This is a genomic window from Aquimarina addita (assembly GCF_039539305.1).
GTDB lineage: Bacteria > Bacteroidota > Bacteroidia > Flavobacteriales > Flavobacteriaceae > Aquimarina > Aquimarina addita.
The window spans coordinates 71111-86669 of the sequence record NZ_BAABCW010000016.1 but is presented as its reverse complement, the minus strand read 5'-3'; the positions used below and the strand labels follow the sequence as shown (position 1 = coordinate 86669).

The 15559-nt window shown below is 34.2% G+C and carries 15 protein-coding genes and 1 riboswitch; of the genes, 14 read left to right on the top strand and 1 reads right to left on the bottom strand.

The genetic code is table 11. The features are described 5' to 3' along the window. Window positions 1-67: 67 nt before the first annotated feature. Both ABD816_RS16895 and ABD816_RS16890 read left to right on the top strand, forming a co-directional pair. On the top strand, window positions 68-1510 hold the full coding sequence (locus ABD816_RS16895) for a S41 family peptidase (RefSeq protein WP_344929380.1): 1443 nt from the start codon (window positions 68-70) through the stop codon (window positions 1508-1510). Window positions 1511-1582: 72 nt separating this feature from the next. Continuing rightward, entirely contained in the window at window positions 1583-3079 is a 1497-nt protein-coding gene (locus tag ABD816_RS16890; RefSeq protein ID WP_344929378.1) for a S41 family peptidase, read from the top strand. Window positions 3080-3168: 89 nt separating this feature from the next. On the opposite strand, the gene ABD816_RS16885 is transcribed toward ABD816_RS16890, so the two are convergent. Next, window positions 3169-5100: a TonB-dependent receptor plug domain-containing protein gene (locus tag ABD816_RS16885; RefSeq protein WP_344929377.1), complete on the bottom strand. Its 1932-nt coding sequence runs from the start codon at window positions 5098-5100 to the stop codon at window positions 3169-3171. 77 nt (window positions 5101-5177) lie between these two features. Beyond that, window positions 5178-5473, bottom strand: a riboswitch (cobalamin riboswitch). A 112-nt stretch (window positions 5474-5585) separates the two neighbouring features. Between ABD816_RS16885 and ABD816_RS16880 the strand changes: the two genes are divergently transcribed. From ABD816_RS16880 to ABD816_RS16825, 12 genes are all read left to right on the top strand, one after another. Then, window positions 5586-6089 (top strand): bifunctional adenosylcobinamide kinase/adenosylcobinamide-phosphate guanylyltransferase, encoded by a 504-nt coding sequence (locus ABD816_RS16880; protein WP_344929376.1) that lies wholly within the window; start codon window positions 5586-5588, stop codon window positions 6087-6089. Next, window positions 6090-7124 carry a nicotinate-nucleotide--dimethylbenzimidazole phosphoribosyltransferase gene (gene cobT / locus ABD816_RS16875; protein ID WP_344929375.1) on the top strand — a complete coding sequence of 345 codons (1035 nt, stop codon included), beginning with the start codon at window positions 6090-6092 and terminating at the stop codon, window positions 7122-7124. An 11-nt stretch (window positions 7125-7135) separates the two neighbouring features. Further along, window positions 7136-7432 carry a hypothetical protein gene (locus tag ABD816_RS16870; protein WP_344929374.1) on the top strand — a complete coding sequence of 99 codons (297 nt, stop codon included), beginning with the start codon at window positions 7136-7138 and terminating at the stop codon, window positions 7430-7432. A gap of 177 nt (window positions 7433-7609) precedes the next feature. Then, window positions 7610-8374 carry an adenosylcobinamide-GDP ribazoletransferase gene (locus ABD816_RS16865; RefSeq protein ID WP_344929373.1) on the top strand — a complete coding sequence of 255 codons (765 nt, stop codon included), beginning with the start codon at window positions 7610-7612 and terminating at the stop codon, window positions 8372-8374. After that, window positions 8356-8874, top strand: coding sequence for an alpha-ribazole phosphatase (gene cobC, locus ABD816_RS16860; protein ID WP_344929371.1), 519 nt, complete (start codon window positions 8356-8358; stop codon window positions 8872-8874). The genes ABD816_RS16865 and cobC overlap by 19 nt, the downstream gene beginning before the upstream one ends. Before the next feature lie 145 nt (window positions 8875-9019). Further along, complete coding sequence (locus ABD816_RS16855; protein WP_344929369.1) at window positions 9020-10168, top strand: ABC transporter substrate-binding protein; 1149 nt, start codon at window positions 9020-9022, stop codon at window positions 10166-10168. Further along, window positions 10169-11200: a FecCD family ABC transporter permease gene (locus ABD816_RS16850; protein WP_344929367.1), complete on the top strand. Its 1032-nt coding sequence runs from the start codon at window positions 10169-10171 to the stop codon at window positions 11198-11200. Window positions 11201-11259: 59 nt separating this feature from the next. Beyond that, window positions 11260-12063, top strand: a complete 804-nt coding sequence (locus tag ABD816_RS16845) for an ABC transporter ATP-binding protein (protein WP_344929365.1) — start codon at window positions 11260-11262, stop codon at window positions 12061-12063. A 152-nt stretch (window positions 12064-12215) separates the two neighbouring features. Next, window positions 12216-13265 (top strand): hypothetical protein, encoded by a 1050-nt coding sequence (locus ABD816_RS16840; protein ID WP_344929363.1) that lies wholly within the window; start codon window positions 12216-12218, stop codon window positions 13263-13265. A 114-nt stretch (window positions 13266-13379) separates the two neighbouring features. Then, window positions 13380-14774 carry a DNA recombination protein RmuC gene (locus tag ABD816_RS16835; RefSeq protein WP_344929361.1) on the top strand — a complete coding sequence of 465 codons (1395 nt, stop codon included), beginning with the start codon at window positions 13380-13382 and terminating at the stop codon, window positions 14772-14774. A gap of 37 nt (window positions 14775-14811) precedes the next feature. Next, entirely contained in the window at window positions 14812-15150 is a 339-nt protein-coding gene (locus ABD816_RS16830) for a hypothetical protein (protein WP_344929360.1), read from the top strand. A gap of 22 nt (window positions 15151-15172) precedes the next feature. Further along, window positions 15173-15547 (top strand): 6-phosphogluconate dehydrogenase, encoded by a 375-nt coding sequence (locus tag ABD816_RS16825; protein WP_344929357.1) that lies wholly within the window; start codon window positions 15173-15175, stop codon window positions 15545-15547. Window positions 15548-15559: the final 12 nt, after the last annotated feature.

Below are 15559 nucleotides of genomic sequence, written 5' to 3'. Positions count from 1 at the left end.
TTGTTACATTGCTTTCTGAAAAAATACAATAAAGTCCTTATTTTTAGGGTTATCAAAAGTAAAATATATGAAGTTTATAAAACGTGTGATCCTTTTATTGATAGCGGGAATCTTTTTTACCGGTTGTTTTGAAGATAATGACGACGTGTTGCGCGTAGCCTCTTCTACAGAGATCAATGATTTTATTTGGAAGGGTATGAATACTTTTTATGTGTATAAAAGTGAGGTGGATGATCTTGCCAATGATCGTTTCTCTTCTGATGGAGAATATAATGACTTTCTTCAAAATTTTGCTTCACCAGAATCAATTTTTGACGCATTGCGAACTAAAGAGGTTGTATCTGTAGCAGGAGAAAACATTCCTGTAGATGAGTTCAGTTTTTTAGTCGATGACTATGTAGCTTTAGAAAAACTTTTTGATGGCATTACTCAAAACAATGGTATGGAGTATGGTCTTAAAAGATATCCTGAACCTAACGAATCTCTTGTATTTGGTTTTGTCAGATACGTGCTTCCAGGAACCGATGCAGATGCCAAAGGGATCAAACGAGGTGATATTTTTAATACCATTGATGGTATACAAATTACTGATGAAAACTTTAGTAGTTTATTAGCTCCTGATTCTTACACAATAGGCCTCGCAACTTATGATGGTACAAACGTAATAGCAACAGAAACATCCGTTTCTCTAACCAAAACAGAATATACTGAGAATCCTGTGCATATAGCAAAAACACTTGATGTAGGAGGTAATCCTGTCGGATACCTAATGTACAATGGATTTACAGGAGATTTTGATGAAGAATTGAATGCTGCTTTCGGAACATTTAGTGCAGATGGAGTAACTGATTTGATTCTTGACCTACGATATAATGGTGGTGGATCTGTTACTACAGCTATTGATTTATCCAGCATGATCACAGGACAATTTAAAGATCAGGTTTTTTCTACAGAACAATGGAATGTGGATCGACAGGAACAACTGGGAGACACGAACCTTTTTGATGATAAAATAAGAACAGGTACTGGTATCAACAGTCTTAACCTTACCAGAGTTTTTATTTTAACCACTGTAAGTTCTGCTTCTGCTAGTGAACTTGTTATCAACGGACTGGATCCATATATCGATGTAATCCAGATTGGTACTAATAGCCGAGGTAAATTTCAGGCTTCAATAACGTTATATGATTCTTCTGATTTTGGTCGGTCAGGTGCAGATATAGGACACACATATGCCATACAACCACTGGTTTTAAAATCATTGAATGCCGTAGGCTTTACCGATTATTATGGAGGCTTTACACCAGATATCCTGATAGAAGAAGATTATACGAATCTGGGTATCCTGGGAGAAACCACAGAACCCTTTCTAAGCGCTGCTATAGATAATATTTTAGGCAATAAATCGTTTGCTACTTATAATCAACTATCCCTAGAAACTCTTGGGGAAAGTAAAATGTATAATGACAATTTTCAGAGAATGTACATTGATATAAACGAAGATAAATAAATATGACAGAATGGATTAACTAATAATCCTTCTTTATATAATCATTAATAATTATTTTAGACAAAAAAATTCATGAATATATTCAAATCAAGTTGGCTCTTTTTAAGTTTTTTAATGATCATTTCTTGTTCTAATGACGATGATTCAGGCGCTACAGATAATGATAACCCTGTAGTAATTGATAATCCCAATCAGGATGTTCAGGAATTTATATGGCAAGGGATGAACAATATTTATCTTTATAAAAATGATGTTGCCAATCTCGCCGATGATCGATTTGCTACATTTGATGAACTTTACACCTTTTTAAATACGTTTGATAACCCAGAGGATTTATTTGATGGACTTCTATCTTCTCAGGATCGTTTTAGTTTTCTTGTAGACGACTATATTGCGTTAGAAAATTCGTTTAGCGGAATCTCTCAAACTACCGGAATGGACTTTAACTTAATTCTGGTGTCAGAAGGTTCTGATGAGGTTTTAGGATTTGTTAGATATATCCTGCCGGGAACAGATGCAGAAAGCAAAGGTATTACCAGAGGTCAATTCTTTTCTTCTATAGATGGTGAGCAGTTAAATACAAGCTCTGATTTTAATGAACTCTTTAGCAGAAGCTCCTACGAAGTAGGGTTTGTTACTATCGAAAATGGTGTTATTACCCCAGACGAGAATGTAACACTTACGCAATCAGAATATACAGAAAACCCAGTATTACTGGCTAAAACCATTGATCATGATGGTCAAAAGATAGGATACTTAATGTATAATGCATTTACAGGAACTTTTGACCAGGAACTTAATGAAGCTTTTGCAAATTTTAATGCTGAAGGAGTTACAGAGTTAGTACTCGATCTTAGATATAATGGTGGAGGATCTGTTACATCTGCCGTACGATTAGCTTCTATGATCACCGGCCAATTTGAAGGTGAAGTATTTTCAAAAGAAATCTGGAATGATGAATACCAAGCATTCTTTTTAAGTGAAGAAGGAGGAAATGGTGAAAGTCTGGTAAATCGTTTTGTAAGTGAAATTACTCAATTTGATGAAAATGGCAATCAAACTGGTGCAATCCCAATAAATTCTTTAAATCTTACTAATTTGTATGTACTAACAACAGACAGAACCGCTTCTGCAAGTGAATTGATCATTAATGGACTTGATCCGTATATCAATGTAATACAAATTGGAGAAATTACTACTGGTAAGTTTCAAGCTTCTGTAACTTTATACGACGCTGATGGTTTCTCTAGAACTGGAGATAATCTGGATACCAGTCATACTTATGCTATACAGCCACTAGTACTTGTATCTGCTAATAAAAATGATGTAGGTAATTTTATTGATGGGTTAGTACCCGATGTTTCTCTATCTGAAAATCCTTTAGATTTAGGAACGCTTGGAGAAGTGGATGAACCATTTCTGGAAGCAGCCTTAGATTATATTTCTAATGGTACAGTCCTTGGCCGTAAATCACCTGGTCTGCCTTATCAAACTATAGGTGAGAGTAAAATGTTTAGCCCTACTTATCAGAGAATGTATATAGATGATTTTAATCAAAGAAGTAAATAAATAGTCAAATAAATACATAATACTAAATTAAAAAAGCTCTCAAAATTTAAAAATTTTGAGAGCTTTTTTAATTTTAATTCAGTTTCGGATCAAAACGTAAGATTAAGTCCTATTCTGGCATTTCTACCACGTGTACTGTATCCAAATATCTCTTGATACTCCTCATTAATAATATTATTGACAGAGGCAAAAACGCTTAGGTTTTTGATAAATTGATGACTGATGTAAAAATCCAACAATCCATACGCTGTTAAGGTAACCGGAACCGGCTCAAAGGTAACGCTATCAAAATTAGTATCTGTACGCTCTCCATTATATTGATAATTAAAAGATGCATATGTATCTTTAGTGAACTGGTACCCTATACTTGCCTGGATCGTATGCTCAGGAATTCTAATATCATTTTCTAGTTTGGAAATATTAGTGTATGTATAATTACCCTGTATAGAAAATTTATCATCTAATAATTTTGTTGCTACTTCTACCTCTACTCCATCTACATCAATATCTGTAGGGGAATTAAAATTCACAAAAGTAGCAGGATCAAAGGTGATAAAATTCTCAGAAGAACGATTAAAATAAACAATACTTAATGTTGATTTTTTCTCAAGAGAAAATTCAACACCTCCTTCTATAGTCTTACTCTCTTCTGGTTCTAAATCAGGATTCCCTGTAAAAAATGCAGTATCGTATAATTGAAACAACGAAGGTGTAATATATGCTGTACTATACGAAGCTAATCCCTTTATATAATTACCGCCAGAAGTATATGTGAAGGATGGATTAATTGAATATATCATATGAGTACCGTAAGCACTATGAATATTTAATCTTGCCCCTGCATTAAGGTTTAGCCCAAACTTTGACACGTAAACTACATTCAGATAAGGATCTATAATATCAAAATCAGCGTCATTATCATTAATAGCTGTAACCTCATTCTGCTCACCAAAGGGAACATTAAATAGATTAAAATCACTATAAGACCCATTCGCTCCAAGCACTGTATAGAACGTATCACTAAAATTATATTTATTATATGCATCAAATGTGTATATCTTACTTTCATATCTGGACGGAAAATCTGATATAAATTCTCGCTCTAATAACGAATAACTATCTACAAAAGTAAAGCTACCATTAGCATACGTTGCTTCCCAAAAACTCCCGGCACGCAATTGCCTGCTATCAAATCGATTATCAGCATCAAATCCGGCTCCACCATCAAAATCTGTTTTATACGTATCCAGGTTTCCAAAAAAGTGAAACTTAAAATGCTCATTCCATTGATATCCTAGTTTGGTATATACATTATATCTGGAGTAAGCATCACTTTCTGCCCCTTCTGCTTCTGCCGCAGACAATCCATCTGTATACTGACTATTAAAACTAGCGAGATACCCAACTTTGCCTATAGTTCCGTGTACAGAAACAGCATTTATAAATTCATTGACATCATAATCCTGATCATCCTGAGATTGATTGGTTCCAAAAATTGAAGAAAACTGTGCAGATATAGCTTTTTTACTTTCAGATTTTGTAGTAATATTAATTACCATTGTAGCCGCACCAGAACCATATAATGTACTTGATGCCCCCTTAAGAATTTCAATAGACTCTATTTGATCGACCGCTAATAACCTTAGATCAAAATCTCCTGAAGAAGAAGATGGATCACTAATAGTAACTCCATCTACTCTAATTACCACCTGGCGATTACGACCTCCTCTGGCGTATACTCCCAGCGGTTCACCGGCTGCATTGTTACTACCATTAACAAACACTCCTGCTACACGGTTCAGTACCGTTGCCACAGATTGCCCTTTACTCCGTTCCAGCTCTTCTGCCGTAATTTTTGTGATCACTTTACCACTTTGTTCTCGTTTTAACGCAAACTTAGAATCAGAAATTACTACTTCTTCTAATTGATTGATTTTCTCATCATCAGTTGTTTCTTGCGCAATAACCAATGGTGAGCCTAGCATACCTAATGCCGCCCAAAAAAACATTTTTTTGTTCATGTCTCTATTTACTTAGATTTACAATTACCGGAAAAAAGTACGTAGTTTACCCATACTTAAACTTCTATCCCGAAAGTTTTATATATCGAACTAAGGCAGGTCTCCTGGCTTACGTCTTATTATGTACCTTCCCGCCTGAACTGACTTATTACAGTTTCTTTTAAAAAAGTTTAAAAGACGCTGACAACAAGTTCAGCATCAAGCAGTGGTCTTTTAGTATTCATAATAAGCATCCGTATCAAACGGACTAAGCTTACAGTTGCGGGAACAGCTCAAGATTATTTAATTCTACAAGTAGAATTAAATCACCTGATTCCCTTTTAATCTTCTATCCTATGTAAAGAATATCAGAACCAAAATTCTGCGCGAATGTATTATTTTTTGTTTAAAATGTATTCTCTTTTTATAAAATAATTAGGAATACCAGTACCTTTACACTTTAAAATATCCCTTACCATGGTGTTGCGGATTTAAAACTTATTTTTATGTTATACTACATCACAGGAGGAGAACGCTCTGGCAAGAGTTCTTATGCTCAGAATCTGGCAATACAGCTTTCTGATTCGCCAACCTATATTGCAACTTCACGGGTTTGGGACGATGACCATCGTAACCGGATTAACAGACATATAAAAGATCGTGATCAACGCTGGACTTCTATTGAAGAAGAAAAAGAATTATCGAAAGTCATTGTAAAAGATAGTATAGTTGTAATCGATTGCGTAACTTTATGGTTAACCAACTTTTTCGTAGACACAGAAAATGATATTGAGACTTCTCTATTACAGGCTAAAGCAGAGTTCACTAAACTACTTGCTATACAAGCTACCATTATTATCATATCAAATGAAATTGGAATGGGAGTTCATGCACAAACGGAAATTGGCAGAAAATTCACAGAACTGCAAGGCTGGATGAATCAACATATTGCTAAACATGCAGATAAAGCTATATTAATGGTATCCGGAATACCTGTAATACTTAAATAAATGAATTTCGAGATCACTTCATTACACACCTCTTTAAAAAAGGAACTTCAGTTTAAAATTAACATGAAAACCAAGCCCATAGGCTCTTTAGGGAAACTAGAAAAGATTGCACTGCAGATTGGGCTGATCCAAAACACTAAGAATCCATCACTAAACAAACCTACCATTGCAATTTTTGCTGGTGATCACGGTATTTCTGAAAAAAAAGAAGTAAACCCTTATCCACAGGTGGTAACACAACAGATGGTAACTAATTTTCTTAAAGGAGGTGCAGCTATTAATACTTTTTGCAAACAAAATAATATAGATTTAAAAATTATTGATGCCGGAGTAAACCACAATTTTCAAGATGAAGAGGATTTAATTGACGCTAAAATTGATTTTGGCACCAAAAATTATCAAATTGAACCTGCTATGTCCTTAGATCAGTGCCATGCGGCTATGCATAAAGGTACAGAAATCGTTACTGCGATTCATGATTCTGGATGTAATATTGTAGGTTTTGGAGAAATGGGTATCGGTAATTCTTCATCAGCTGCTTTATTGATGGCATATTGCACCAATATTCCTATTGAAGAATGCGTAGGCGCAGGAACCGGACTTCAAATGGAGGCCATAGGTTTAAAGAAAAGGATTTTAAAAGATGTTTTTGAGAAGCACAACCCAACCTCTTCTCTGGAAGCACTAGCAACTTTTGGAGGTTTTGAAATTGCTATGATTACCGCTGCTATTTTAAAAGCTGCAGAACTCCATATGATTATTATCATCGATGGTTTTATCGTTACTGCAGCCTTGTTAGTTGCCAAAGAAATCAATGAAAATGTATTGGATTATTGTATTTTTGCCCATACTTCAGAAGAACAAGGACATCAAAAAATGTTAGATTTTCTGGGCAAAAAGTCATTAATATCTCTTGGAATGCGATTAGGAGAAGGCACTGGTGCCGCTATTGCATATCCTATTATAGAATCGGCTGTAGCTTTTTTAAATAATATGGCTAGTTTTGAAGATGCAGGGGTTTCTGAAAATGAATAAAACACGAATAGATGAAACGGGCTATTGTATCCATCCTGATTAGTTTAGCAGGTTTTTTTATTGTGTATAAATACCACTATACAATGTATATTGTAGCCTATCAATCTGACTCACCTACATTTACACCTTTATCAACCTGGTCTGACCCATCAGTTCTTAAAAAATTGTATACCATTGTGATCATCAGTGTAGCACTGCTTAGCCTTTATTTAGGAATCATATCTTTCTTAAAAAAGAATAAAATAGGTTTAATTGCAATATTAGTAGCTATTTTACTTTTTATAACACCCTTTGTGAATTTCTTTTAATTAAAACCATATATAACGAGTAACTTACGACCAATAAAAATTGGTATTATTATAAAGGTAATAGAAAGATTTAAAAAAGAATGAAAGCCTAACCATTTCGTGATCCATTAGATACACAGTAACTTTTATAAACGAAGAATAATAACTCTATCAAAATATTAAACCGGATATCAGCGAATGAAAAAAGAAATTCATATATTTTTTACTGCCTTGATGTTTTTTACAAGAATCCCATGTCCTAAATGGGTAGATCATGATCCCTTATATTTACAAAAAAGCTCCAGATATTTTCCATTAGTTGGTATCATTGTAGGTAGTATTGGAGCACTTGTTTTTTATGGAGCTTCTTTTATGTTTTCAACAGAAATAGCATTATTACTTTCTATGTTCTCCACGATATATACTACAGGCGCCTTTCATGAGGATGGGTTTGCTGATGTATGCGATGGGTTTGGAGGAGGATGGACTAAAGACAAGATTCTTTTGATTATGAAAGACTCTAGACTAGGAACATACGGAACTATAGGCATTTTATTGATTTTGGCTATAAAATTTGCAGCCCTGAGAGAAATGGATGTAGCCTATATTCCGTTACTCATTATTTCTGGTCATAGTTTAAGCCGATTTATAGCAACCACTTTACTATACACGCATGAATATGTAAGGGATACAGATGATAGTAAAGCTAAACCTGCTGCAAAAAAGATGAGTGCATCTATGTTAGTCATTAGTGGAATTTTTGGTATTATACCATTAATTTTCTTTTATAATCCATTTGTTTTCTTAGTACTCATCCCTATGTATGCATCAAAAATGTTTCTGGCGGCTAAATTTACAAAGTGGATCGGAGGACAAACAGGAGATTGTGCAGGTGCTGTACAACAATTTAGTGAAGTTATATTTTACTTAACAATGATCGCTTTATGGATATATATCTGGTAAGACATACTACACCTAATATCGAAAAAGGTATTTGCTATGGTCAAAGTGACCTGGGTGTTACAAATACTTTTGAGTCAGAAGTGGCTGCTATTCACACCGGTATTCCTTTAAAAGAAATTACGAATGTGTATAGTAGTCCGCTACAGCGATGCAAACTTCTGGCTAATACATTCGGAAAACCTACTGTTTTTGATAACCGATTGAAAGAATTAGATTTTGGAGATTGGGAACTTAAAGCCTGGGAATCAATCGATCAGGATGAATTAAATCCGTGGATGGAGGATTTTGTGAATGTGAAGGTCCCACACGGAGAATCGTATGTAATGCTACGTGATAGAATATTGGATTTTTATAATTCATTGTCATTAGCTTCTCATGAAAAGATAATTATCGTTTCCCATGCCGGACCAATTAGAGCATTGGTTTCTCATGTACAGAAAACAGAACTCAAAGATTCATTTCATATCAAAATTGGATATGGGGAAGTAATCAAAATTTAGAATTTCTCCCAATTCATAAGGCAAGCTTAATTTTAAAACACCCCAGCCAGAACCGAAACATTATGACGCCATACATAGAAACAAAATCATCTAACATAATATAATTGAAAAACCAAAACCTTCGAAAAGACTAAATTTAGTATCAATGAAGCACATATATACCTCTATATTAATACTGCTACTTTTTCTTTCCTTATTTTCATGTAAAAAAGAGAACAAAATAGCCGTCCCTACCGATTCTTCTGCATTGGTTACGCAAGCTAATGCCTATGCCACCGGTTTTACTATTAGTATTTACAAAAATTATAAAGAAATAAAGATCACGTCTCCCTGGCCGGATGCTAAAAATACTTTTACCTATATCTTATATCCTAAAGGTACGTCTAAACCTGTAATCACAACTCCCGCTATTTTTATAGCTACGCCTATTGATAAGATAGTCGCCACCTCTACTACAGATATTCCCGTGTTAGAATACTTAGATGTACAGCATAAACTTGTAGGTTTTCCGCATACAGATTACATTTCTTCAGAAAAAACCAGAACACTTATTGAAAATGGTACCATTAAAGAATTAGGGAGTGAGCACTCCATCAATACAGAACTAGTACTAGAACTTGCTCCAGACATGCTTTTAGGGTTTTCTGCAGACGGAAACACCAAAGCTTATGACCTGATCCAAAAAACCGGAATTCCTGTTGTTTTTAATGGATCCTGGATGGAATCACATCCCTTGGGCAGAGCAGAATGGATAAAATTTATCGCTGCTTTTTTTAATAAGGAAGCAGAAGCTGCTATTATTTTTGAAAATATTAAAAAAGACTATATCGAGGCTAAAGCTAAAGCAGAAAACGCTTCCACATCGCCTACCATTTTATCAGGTAATATGTTTAAAGACATATGGCATGTACCAGGCGGAAACAGCTATGTAGCTCGTTTTCTAAAAGATGCAAACACCAATTATCTCTGGGCTGATAATGAAAAAACCGGAAGTATCGCATTAAGTTTTGAGAGTGTCTTAGAAAAGGCACAACAAGCAGATTTATGGATTGGTTCTGGTAATAGCACCTCTTTATCAGCACTCGAGCAACAAAACAATAGATATGCATTATTTGATGCATTTAAAAATAAAACCGTATATTCTTCAACATTAAGAATGGGTGCTAAAGGAGGACTCCTGTATTATGAATTAGGTCCTATGCGTCCTGACTTAATTATAAAGGACATTATTAAAATTGCACACCCTGAACTATTAACCGATTACCAACTATATTTTTTCGAAAAGCTAGACTAATTGACCCCTAAAAAATCATATAAACGTGCATTTATTATCATATTCATGGTATTAGTATTATGTTTTGTGGCTAATATCAGTTTAGGATCTGTGCTGATCCCTTGGCTTGATACTATAAATAGTTTATGGGGAGGAGCAGTAGAAAAAGAATCCTGGCGACATATCATTATTTCATACCGATTACCAAAAGCATGTACAGCAATTATTGTAGGGAGTGGATTAGGGGTATCCGGGCTTTTAATGCAAACACTATTCAGAAATCCCCTGGCGGGACCTTATGTTTTAGGAATTAGCTCTGGTGCCAGTCTTGGGATTGCTGTTCTTATTCTAGGAAGCACCTTTGCCAGTGCGACCACAGCAGCTCTATTAGTGTCTAATTGGGGATTAGTTGGAGCAGCAAGCTTAGGCAGTATTTTAGTGTTGATAGCGGTAACCGTCGTATCGGTAAAAGTAAGAGACACCATGGCAATTCTGATCATTGGGTTAATGTTTGGTAGCATTACTGCTGCTATTGTAAGTGTACTCTCTTATTTTGCGCCAGCAGAACAATTACAACGGTATATTTTTTGGGGATTTGGTAGTTTAGGTAACTTATCCTGGATAGATCTTTTAATTTTTATGGGGATATCGCTACTTGGTATGATATTAGCCGTGATATCAATCAAGCCTTTAAACACTTTACTATTAGGTGAGAATTATGCCCGCAGTTTAGGATTAAATATAAAAGTCAGTCGCTTTTTAGTCATCACCGCAACAGGGTTATTAGCAGGAAGTATCATTGCTTTTTCAGGACCTATCGCCTTTATTGGATTAGCAGTTCCACACGTAACGCGACAATTATTTCACACCTCAGATCATAAAACATTAATTCCTGCAGTTATATTGTTAGGTAGTATTATTATGCTCATCTGTGATACCATTGCACAAGTACCCGGTATTGAATATACATTGCCCATCAACGCAATTACCTCATTAATCGGTGCCCCGGTAGTCATATGGCTATTAGTAAGAAAACGGAAAATGCTCTTTTGAGTATTTTGATACAGGTATTAGGTACAAAGTATATTTTAAAACTTTAAAACTCTAAAAAATTGAAACCCATTCATCCTGATAAAAAAAATATAGTTCTTAGAACTGAAGATTTATCTATTGGTTATCATCATAAGAATAACCTGGAAGTAATTGCTGCGGATATTAATCTAAAACTCTATGAAGGTGAACTCGTAGGATTAGTGGGTGCTAATGGTATAGGGAAATCAACACTGCTTCGCACTTTATCTAATGTACAGCCGGCACTACACGGAGAAATCTATCTATCTGACAAGGAAATAAACAGTTACAAATCTGTAGATCTGGCTTCACAACTGAGCATTGTATTGACAGAGAAAATAGCCTCTAAAAATATTACTGTACAAGAATTAGTTGCCTTAGGAAGACATCCATACACCAATTGGATAGGTAAACTTACAGATGAAGATATAGACAAGGTAAGCAAAGCAATAGAAGTTACTCACATCACAGAAATAATAAATAAACGATGTTTTGAATTAAGCGACGGTCAATTACAAAAAGTACTGATTGCACGAGCTATAGCGCAAGACACGCCTTTTATTTTATTAGATGAACCTACAACGCATCTGGATGTATATCATAAAGCATATATTTTAAAATTACTAAAACGTCTCGCATTTGAGACCCAAAAAACTATTTTATTTTCTACACACGAAATTGATTTTGCGATACAACTCTGTGATAAAATGATTGTCATGAATACCAAAGGTTTTGAGTTTGGTCGTCCTAAAGAATTAATCCAATGTCGTGCTTTTTCTTCTCTATTTCCTGAAGACCTTATCTTATTCGATGCCAAAACAGGTAGCTATAAAGTACGTAATTAACACCTCTTATTTTCATCCATACCAAGTACTATAAAACTGCACTTTATCGAAAAAAGTGACGACTTATGGATAACAGCACTTTTTTATTGTGTATACGATAACATATTTTAAGAAAGCCCTTACCTTTACGGGAAATTTAAACCAAGTTAAATATGAACAAAATTTTCAAACGTAAACCGATCTTATTTTTAGCTACAATTGCTCTATTTACGGCAAGTTGTAGTAGTGACTCTAATGATGATCTTGTTATTGATCCTACAGACCCTACCTCAGAATTTGATGGGGAATTATCAGTTTTCGAAAGCGGAGCTGATAATAGAACTGTAAATATCAATAGTTCTGATGTCTCCGGAGATAATGCAACAGTAAAAGTTTCTTTTGCTTCCAGCTCTTCAATGAGAAGACTATATGTAACACAGAATGTGTCTGGATTTGGTGAAGTGCCTTTTGAATTTAGTGTTACAGGAGTGACAGTAGATGATAAAAAAGATGGATCTTTAGACCTTACTTCGGATAATGCAAATGCTTTTGATTTTCAGATTCCTTTTCCGATGCCTACTACAGTAGATAGTCAAATTGTATATACGATTTGGGCTACTACAGGAAGAGGAGATTTTAGAGATATCAGCAAAAGAAATGCAATTGATGATACTGCCGTAGGAACAATTACAATTACGGGTACAGGAACTAGTACTGCTACAGGGATCAATTCATTTACAAGTACTCTATTGGCTGCTCCATTAGGAGATGGTACTTCTGAAACTTTCTTATCTGTATATAATAATGAAGTATATAAAATTAGTGAAGGAGAAGAAACGGCTGCATTGTGGGATTTTGGATACTATTATGGTGCTACACAATTCGCATCTTTAGCCTCTACTGCTAACTTTCCTGCTTTATTTGATACAGATGGTGATGGAAACGTAGATTCTGGAGTTGCTGGTTTAACTGGAGTAGCACAAGATGAATTGAATAATTTTTATATCGCTACATCTTCATTAGATTTTGATGCAGTAACATCAGCCTCTGATTTAGATGGAATAGTTGCTTCTACATCAGAAAGAGTTACCGGACTATCTATAGGTAATATATTAGAATTTGTAGATCAGTACGGTAATAAAGGACTGATAAGAGTAACAAACATTACAGGAACTAATGGTAATACTGGTTCAATTACACTAGATATTAAAGTACAGTTTTAATTAATATTTTATTTCACATAAGAAAGCTACCTCCAATCGAGGTAGCTTTTTTATTTTATCTCTGAAACTTTCTTATACTCATAGAATCTTTATCTTTGAATAAACATAAAAAACATGCAAGAATACACCGTATTTATCATTGCCATTGTAGCGATACTCATCGGCTTTTTTATTGGTAAGTATGTGAACGCATTAGCTAAAAAAAGTGATCAAATAGCACTGAAAGAAAAGAACAACCAATTACAATCCAGGTTAGAAGATATAAAACATACTACCGATCAGCAACTAGTATTTACAAAACAACAATACTCAGAACATACTCAATCACTAGAAAAACAAATAGCTGATATTACTAATCAGCGCGAAGAAATCCGAAGGGAAAAAGATTTTTATACTACAGAATTGACACGTCGCAATGCGGAATTCGAACATCTATATATCAAGAATCAAGAACAAAAAGAAGAAGTAGAAAAGCTACAAGAAAAATTTTCTAAAGAATTTGAAAATCTTGCTACTAAAATTCTTGATGAAAAATCAGTTAAATTCACAGAACAAAACAAGGAAAATATCAAAAACATCCTCGGTCCTTTACAAGAAAAGATTACGACTTTTGAAAGAAAAGTAGACCAGACTCATAAAGAAAGTATTGATTATCATGCTGCCCTAAGACAACAAATTGTAGGGCTAAGAGATCTGAATGAGCAGATGAGTAAAGAAACTACAAATCTTACTAAAGCCTTAAAAGGAGATAGTAAGATGCAAGGTAATTGGGGTGAATTAGTACTGGAACGTGTATTGGAAAAATCCGGACTAGAAAAAGACAGGGAATATTTTGTACAACAGAGTTTTACTAATGCTGATGGTCTCCGAATACTGCCTGATGTGGTGATCTATCTTCCTGACAACAAAAAAATGGTCATCGACTCTAAGGTAACACTGGCCGCTTACGAGCGATATATCAATGAAGATGATAAAGAGCTACAAAACAGATATCTAAAGGAACATATAAATGCTGTTAAACGACATATTGATCAATTGTCAGAAAAAAATTATCAAGATATTTATGATATAGAGTCCCCTGACTTTGTATTATTATTTGTTCCTATAGAGCTTGCTTTTGCAATTGTCATTAATGAAGATAATAAATTATACAATCAGGCCTTTGAAAAAAACATTGTTATTGTTACTCCTACTACTCTATTAGCTACATTACGTACTATTGATACCATGTGGAATAATGAAAAACAACAACGTAATGCTATCGAGATTGCACGGCAGGCAGGTGCGCTCTATGATAAATTTGAAGGATTAATGAAAGACCTTACAGGAATTGGTAAAAAAATTGACGATACTAAAAAAGAATATACAGCTGCAATGAATAAATTAGTTGAAGGTAAAGGTAATTTGATCACCAGCGTAGAAAAATTAAAAAAGATGGGAGCGAAAGCAAAAAAAACACTTCCGGAAACCATTATAAAACGCGCCTCAGAAAACACAAGCGAATTATAAATATGACACCATCACATTTTATTAAAGCCTATTAGTAATGAACACTTCATTTCAATCAGAATTAATTTCCCTCATGCGAGGTTTTATCGTTATTACACCTAATGTATTTTTATTAATTATATCAACTTATTATGCAACAAAAACTATCGCAATAAACTCTGCGTTATTAATTGTAAGTGGTTTACTCATATCTTTTGCTTCTATATTTTATGGTATAGATATATTTTTTATGTTTGGGTTAGGCTATCAGACAGAGCTATTATATTTTATCGTTGATATAATATATGCCATCGGACTTATCGGTTTTGGAATTGGAATAATTTTATTAATTAATAAGAAAATCACCAGTTTAAAAAAATATAGTATTTTAAAATAATAGAATTAAATAACAATTAAAAATGAAAAAAATATTAGTTATCATAATAGCCTCCATATTTGCGTTATTCACCATTTGGTATACTGCGGCTTATTATTCTACCTATAGTGAAGGAGTTAGAAGCGGAGAGTTAATTAAATTTAGTTACAAAGGTGTCTTGTTTAAAACCTGGGAAGGTGAAATAAGCCAGGGACTATCTGGCGCTAATATTTTTAAGTTTTCTGTTGAAGGTAAAAATGAAGAGGTTATTAAAAAATTAGAAGAGTATCAGGGACGATACGTTAAACTAAAATACAAAGAACGTTTTGCTACTATCTCCTGGTTAGGAGATTCAAGATATTTTATTGTAGAAGTTGTTGAAGAAGAATCTCCTCATTTTAGAAAACAAGATAATTAAAACTATTTTAGA

Bases quoted from the DNA above. Each gene is read 5' to 3' on its own strand.
- ABD816_RS16895 (WP_344929380.1), top strand. From the start codon at position 68: ATGAAGTTTATAAAACGTGTGATCCTTTTATTGATAGCGGGAATCTTT.
- ABD816_RS16890 (WP_344929378.1), top strand. From the start codon at position 1,583: ATGAATATATTCAAATCAAGTTGGCTCTTTTTAAGTTTTTTAATGATC.
- ABD816_RS16885 (WP_344929377.1), bottom strand. From the start codon at position 5,100: ATGAACAAAAAAATGTTTTTTTGGGCGGCATTAGGTATGCTAGGCTCA.
- ABD816_RS16880 (WP_344929376.1), top strand. From the start codon at position 5,586: ATGTTATACTACATCACAGGAGGAGAACGCTCTGGCAAGAGTTCTTAT.
- cobT (WP_344929375.1), top strand. From the start codon at position 6,090: ATGAATTTCGAGATCACTTCATTACACACCTCTTTAAAAAAGGAACTT.
- ABD816_RS16870 (WP_344929374.1), top strand. From the start codon at position 7,136: ATGAAACGGGCTATTGTATCCATCCTGATTAGTTTAGCAGGTTTTTTT.
- ABD816_RS16865 (WP_344929373.1), top strand. From the start codon at position 7,610: ATGAAAAAAGAAATTCATATATTTTTTACTGCCTTGATGTTTTTTACA.
- cobC (WP_344929371.1), top strand. From the start codon at position 8,356: ATGGATATATATCTGGTAAGACATACTACACCTAATATCGAAAAAGGT.
- ABD816_RS16855 (WP_344929369.1), top strand. From the start codon at position 9,020: ATGAAGCACATATATACCTCTATATTAATACTGCTACTTTTTCTTTCC.
- ABD816_RS16840 (WP_344929363.1), top strand. From the start codon at position 12,216: ATGAACAAAATTTTCAAACGTAAACCGATCTTATTTTTAGCTACAATT.
- ABD816_RS16835 (WP_344929361.1), top strand. From the start codon at position 13,380: ATGCAAGAATACACCGTATTTATCATTGCCATTGTAGCGATACTCATC.
- ABD816_RS16830 (WP_344929360.1), top strand. From the start codon at position 14,812: ATGAACACTTCATTTCAATCAGAATTAATTTCCCTCATGCGAGGTTTT.
- ABD816_RS16825 (WP_344929357.1), top strand. From the start codon at position 15,173: ATGAAAAAAATATTAGTTATCATAATAGCCTCCATATTTGCGTTATTC.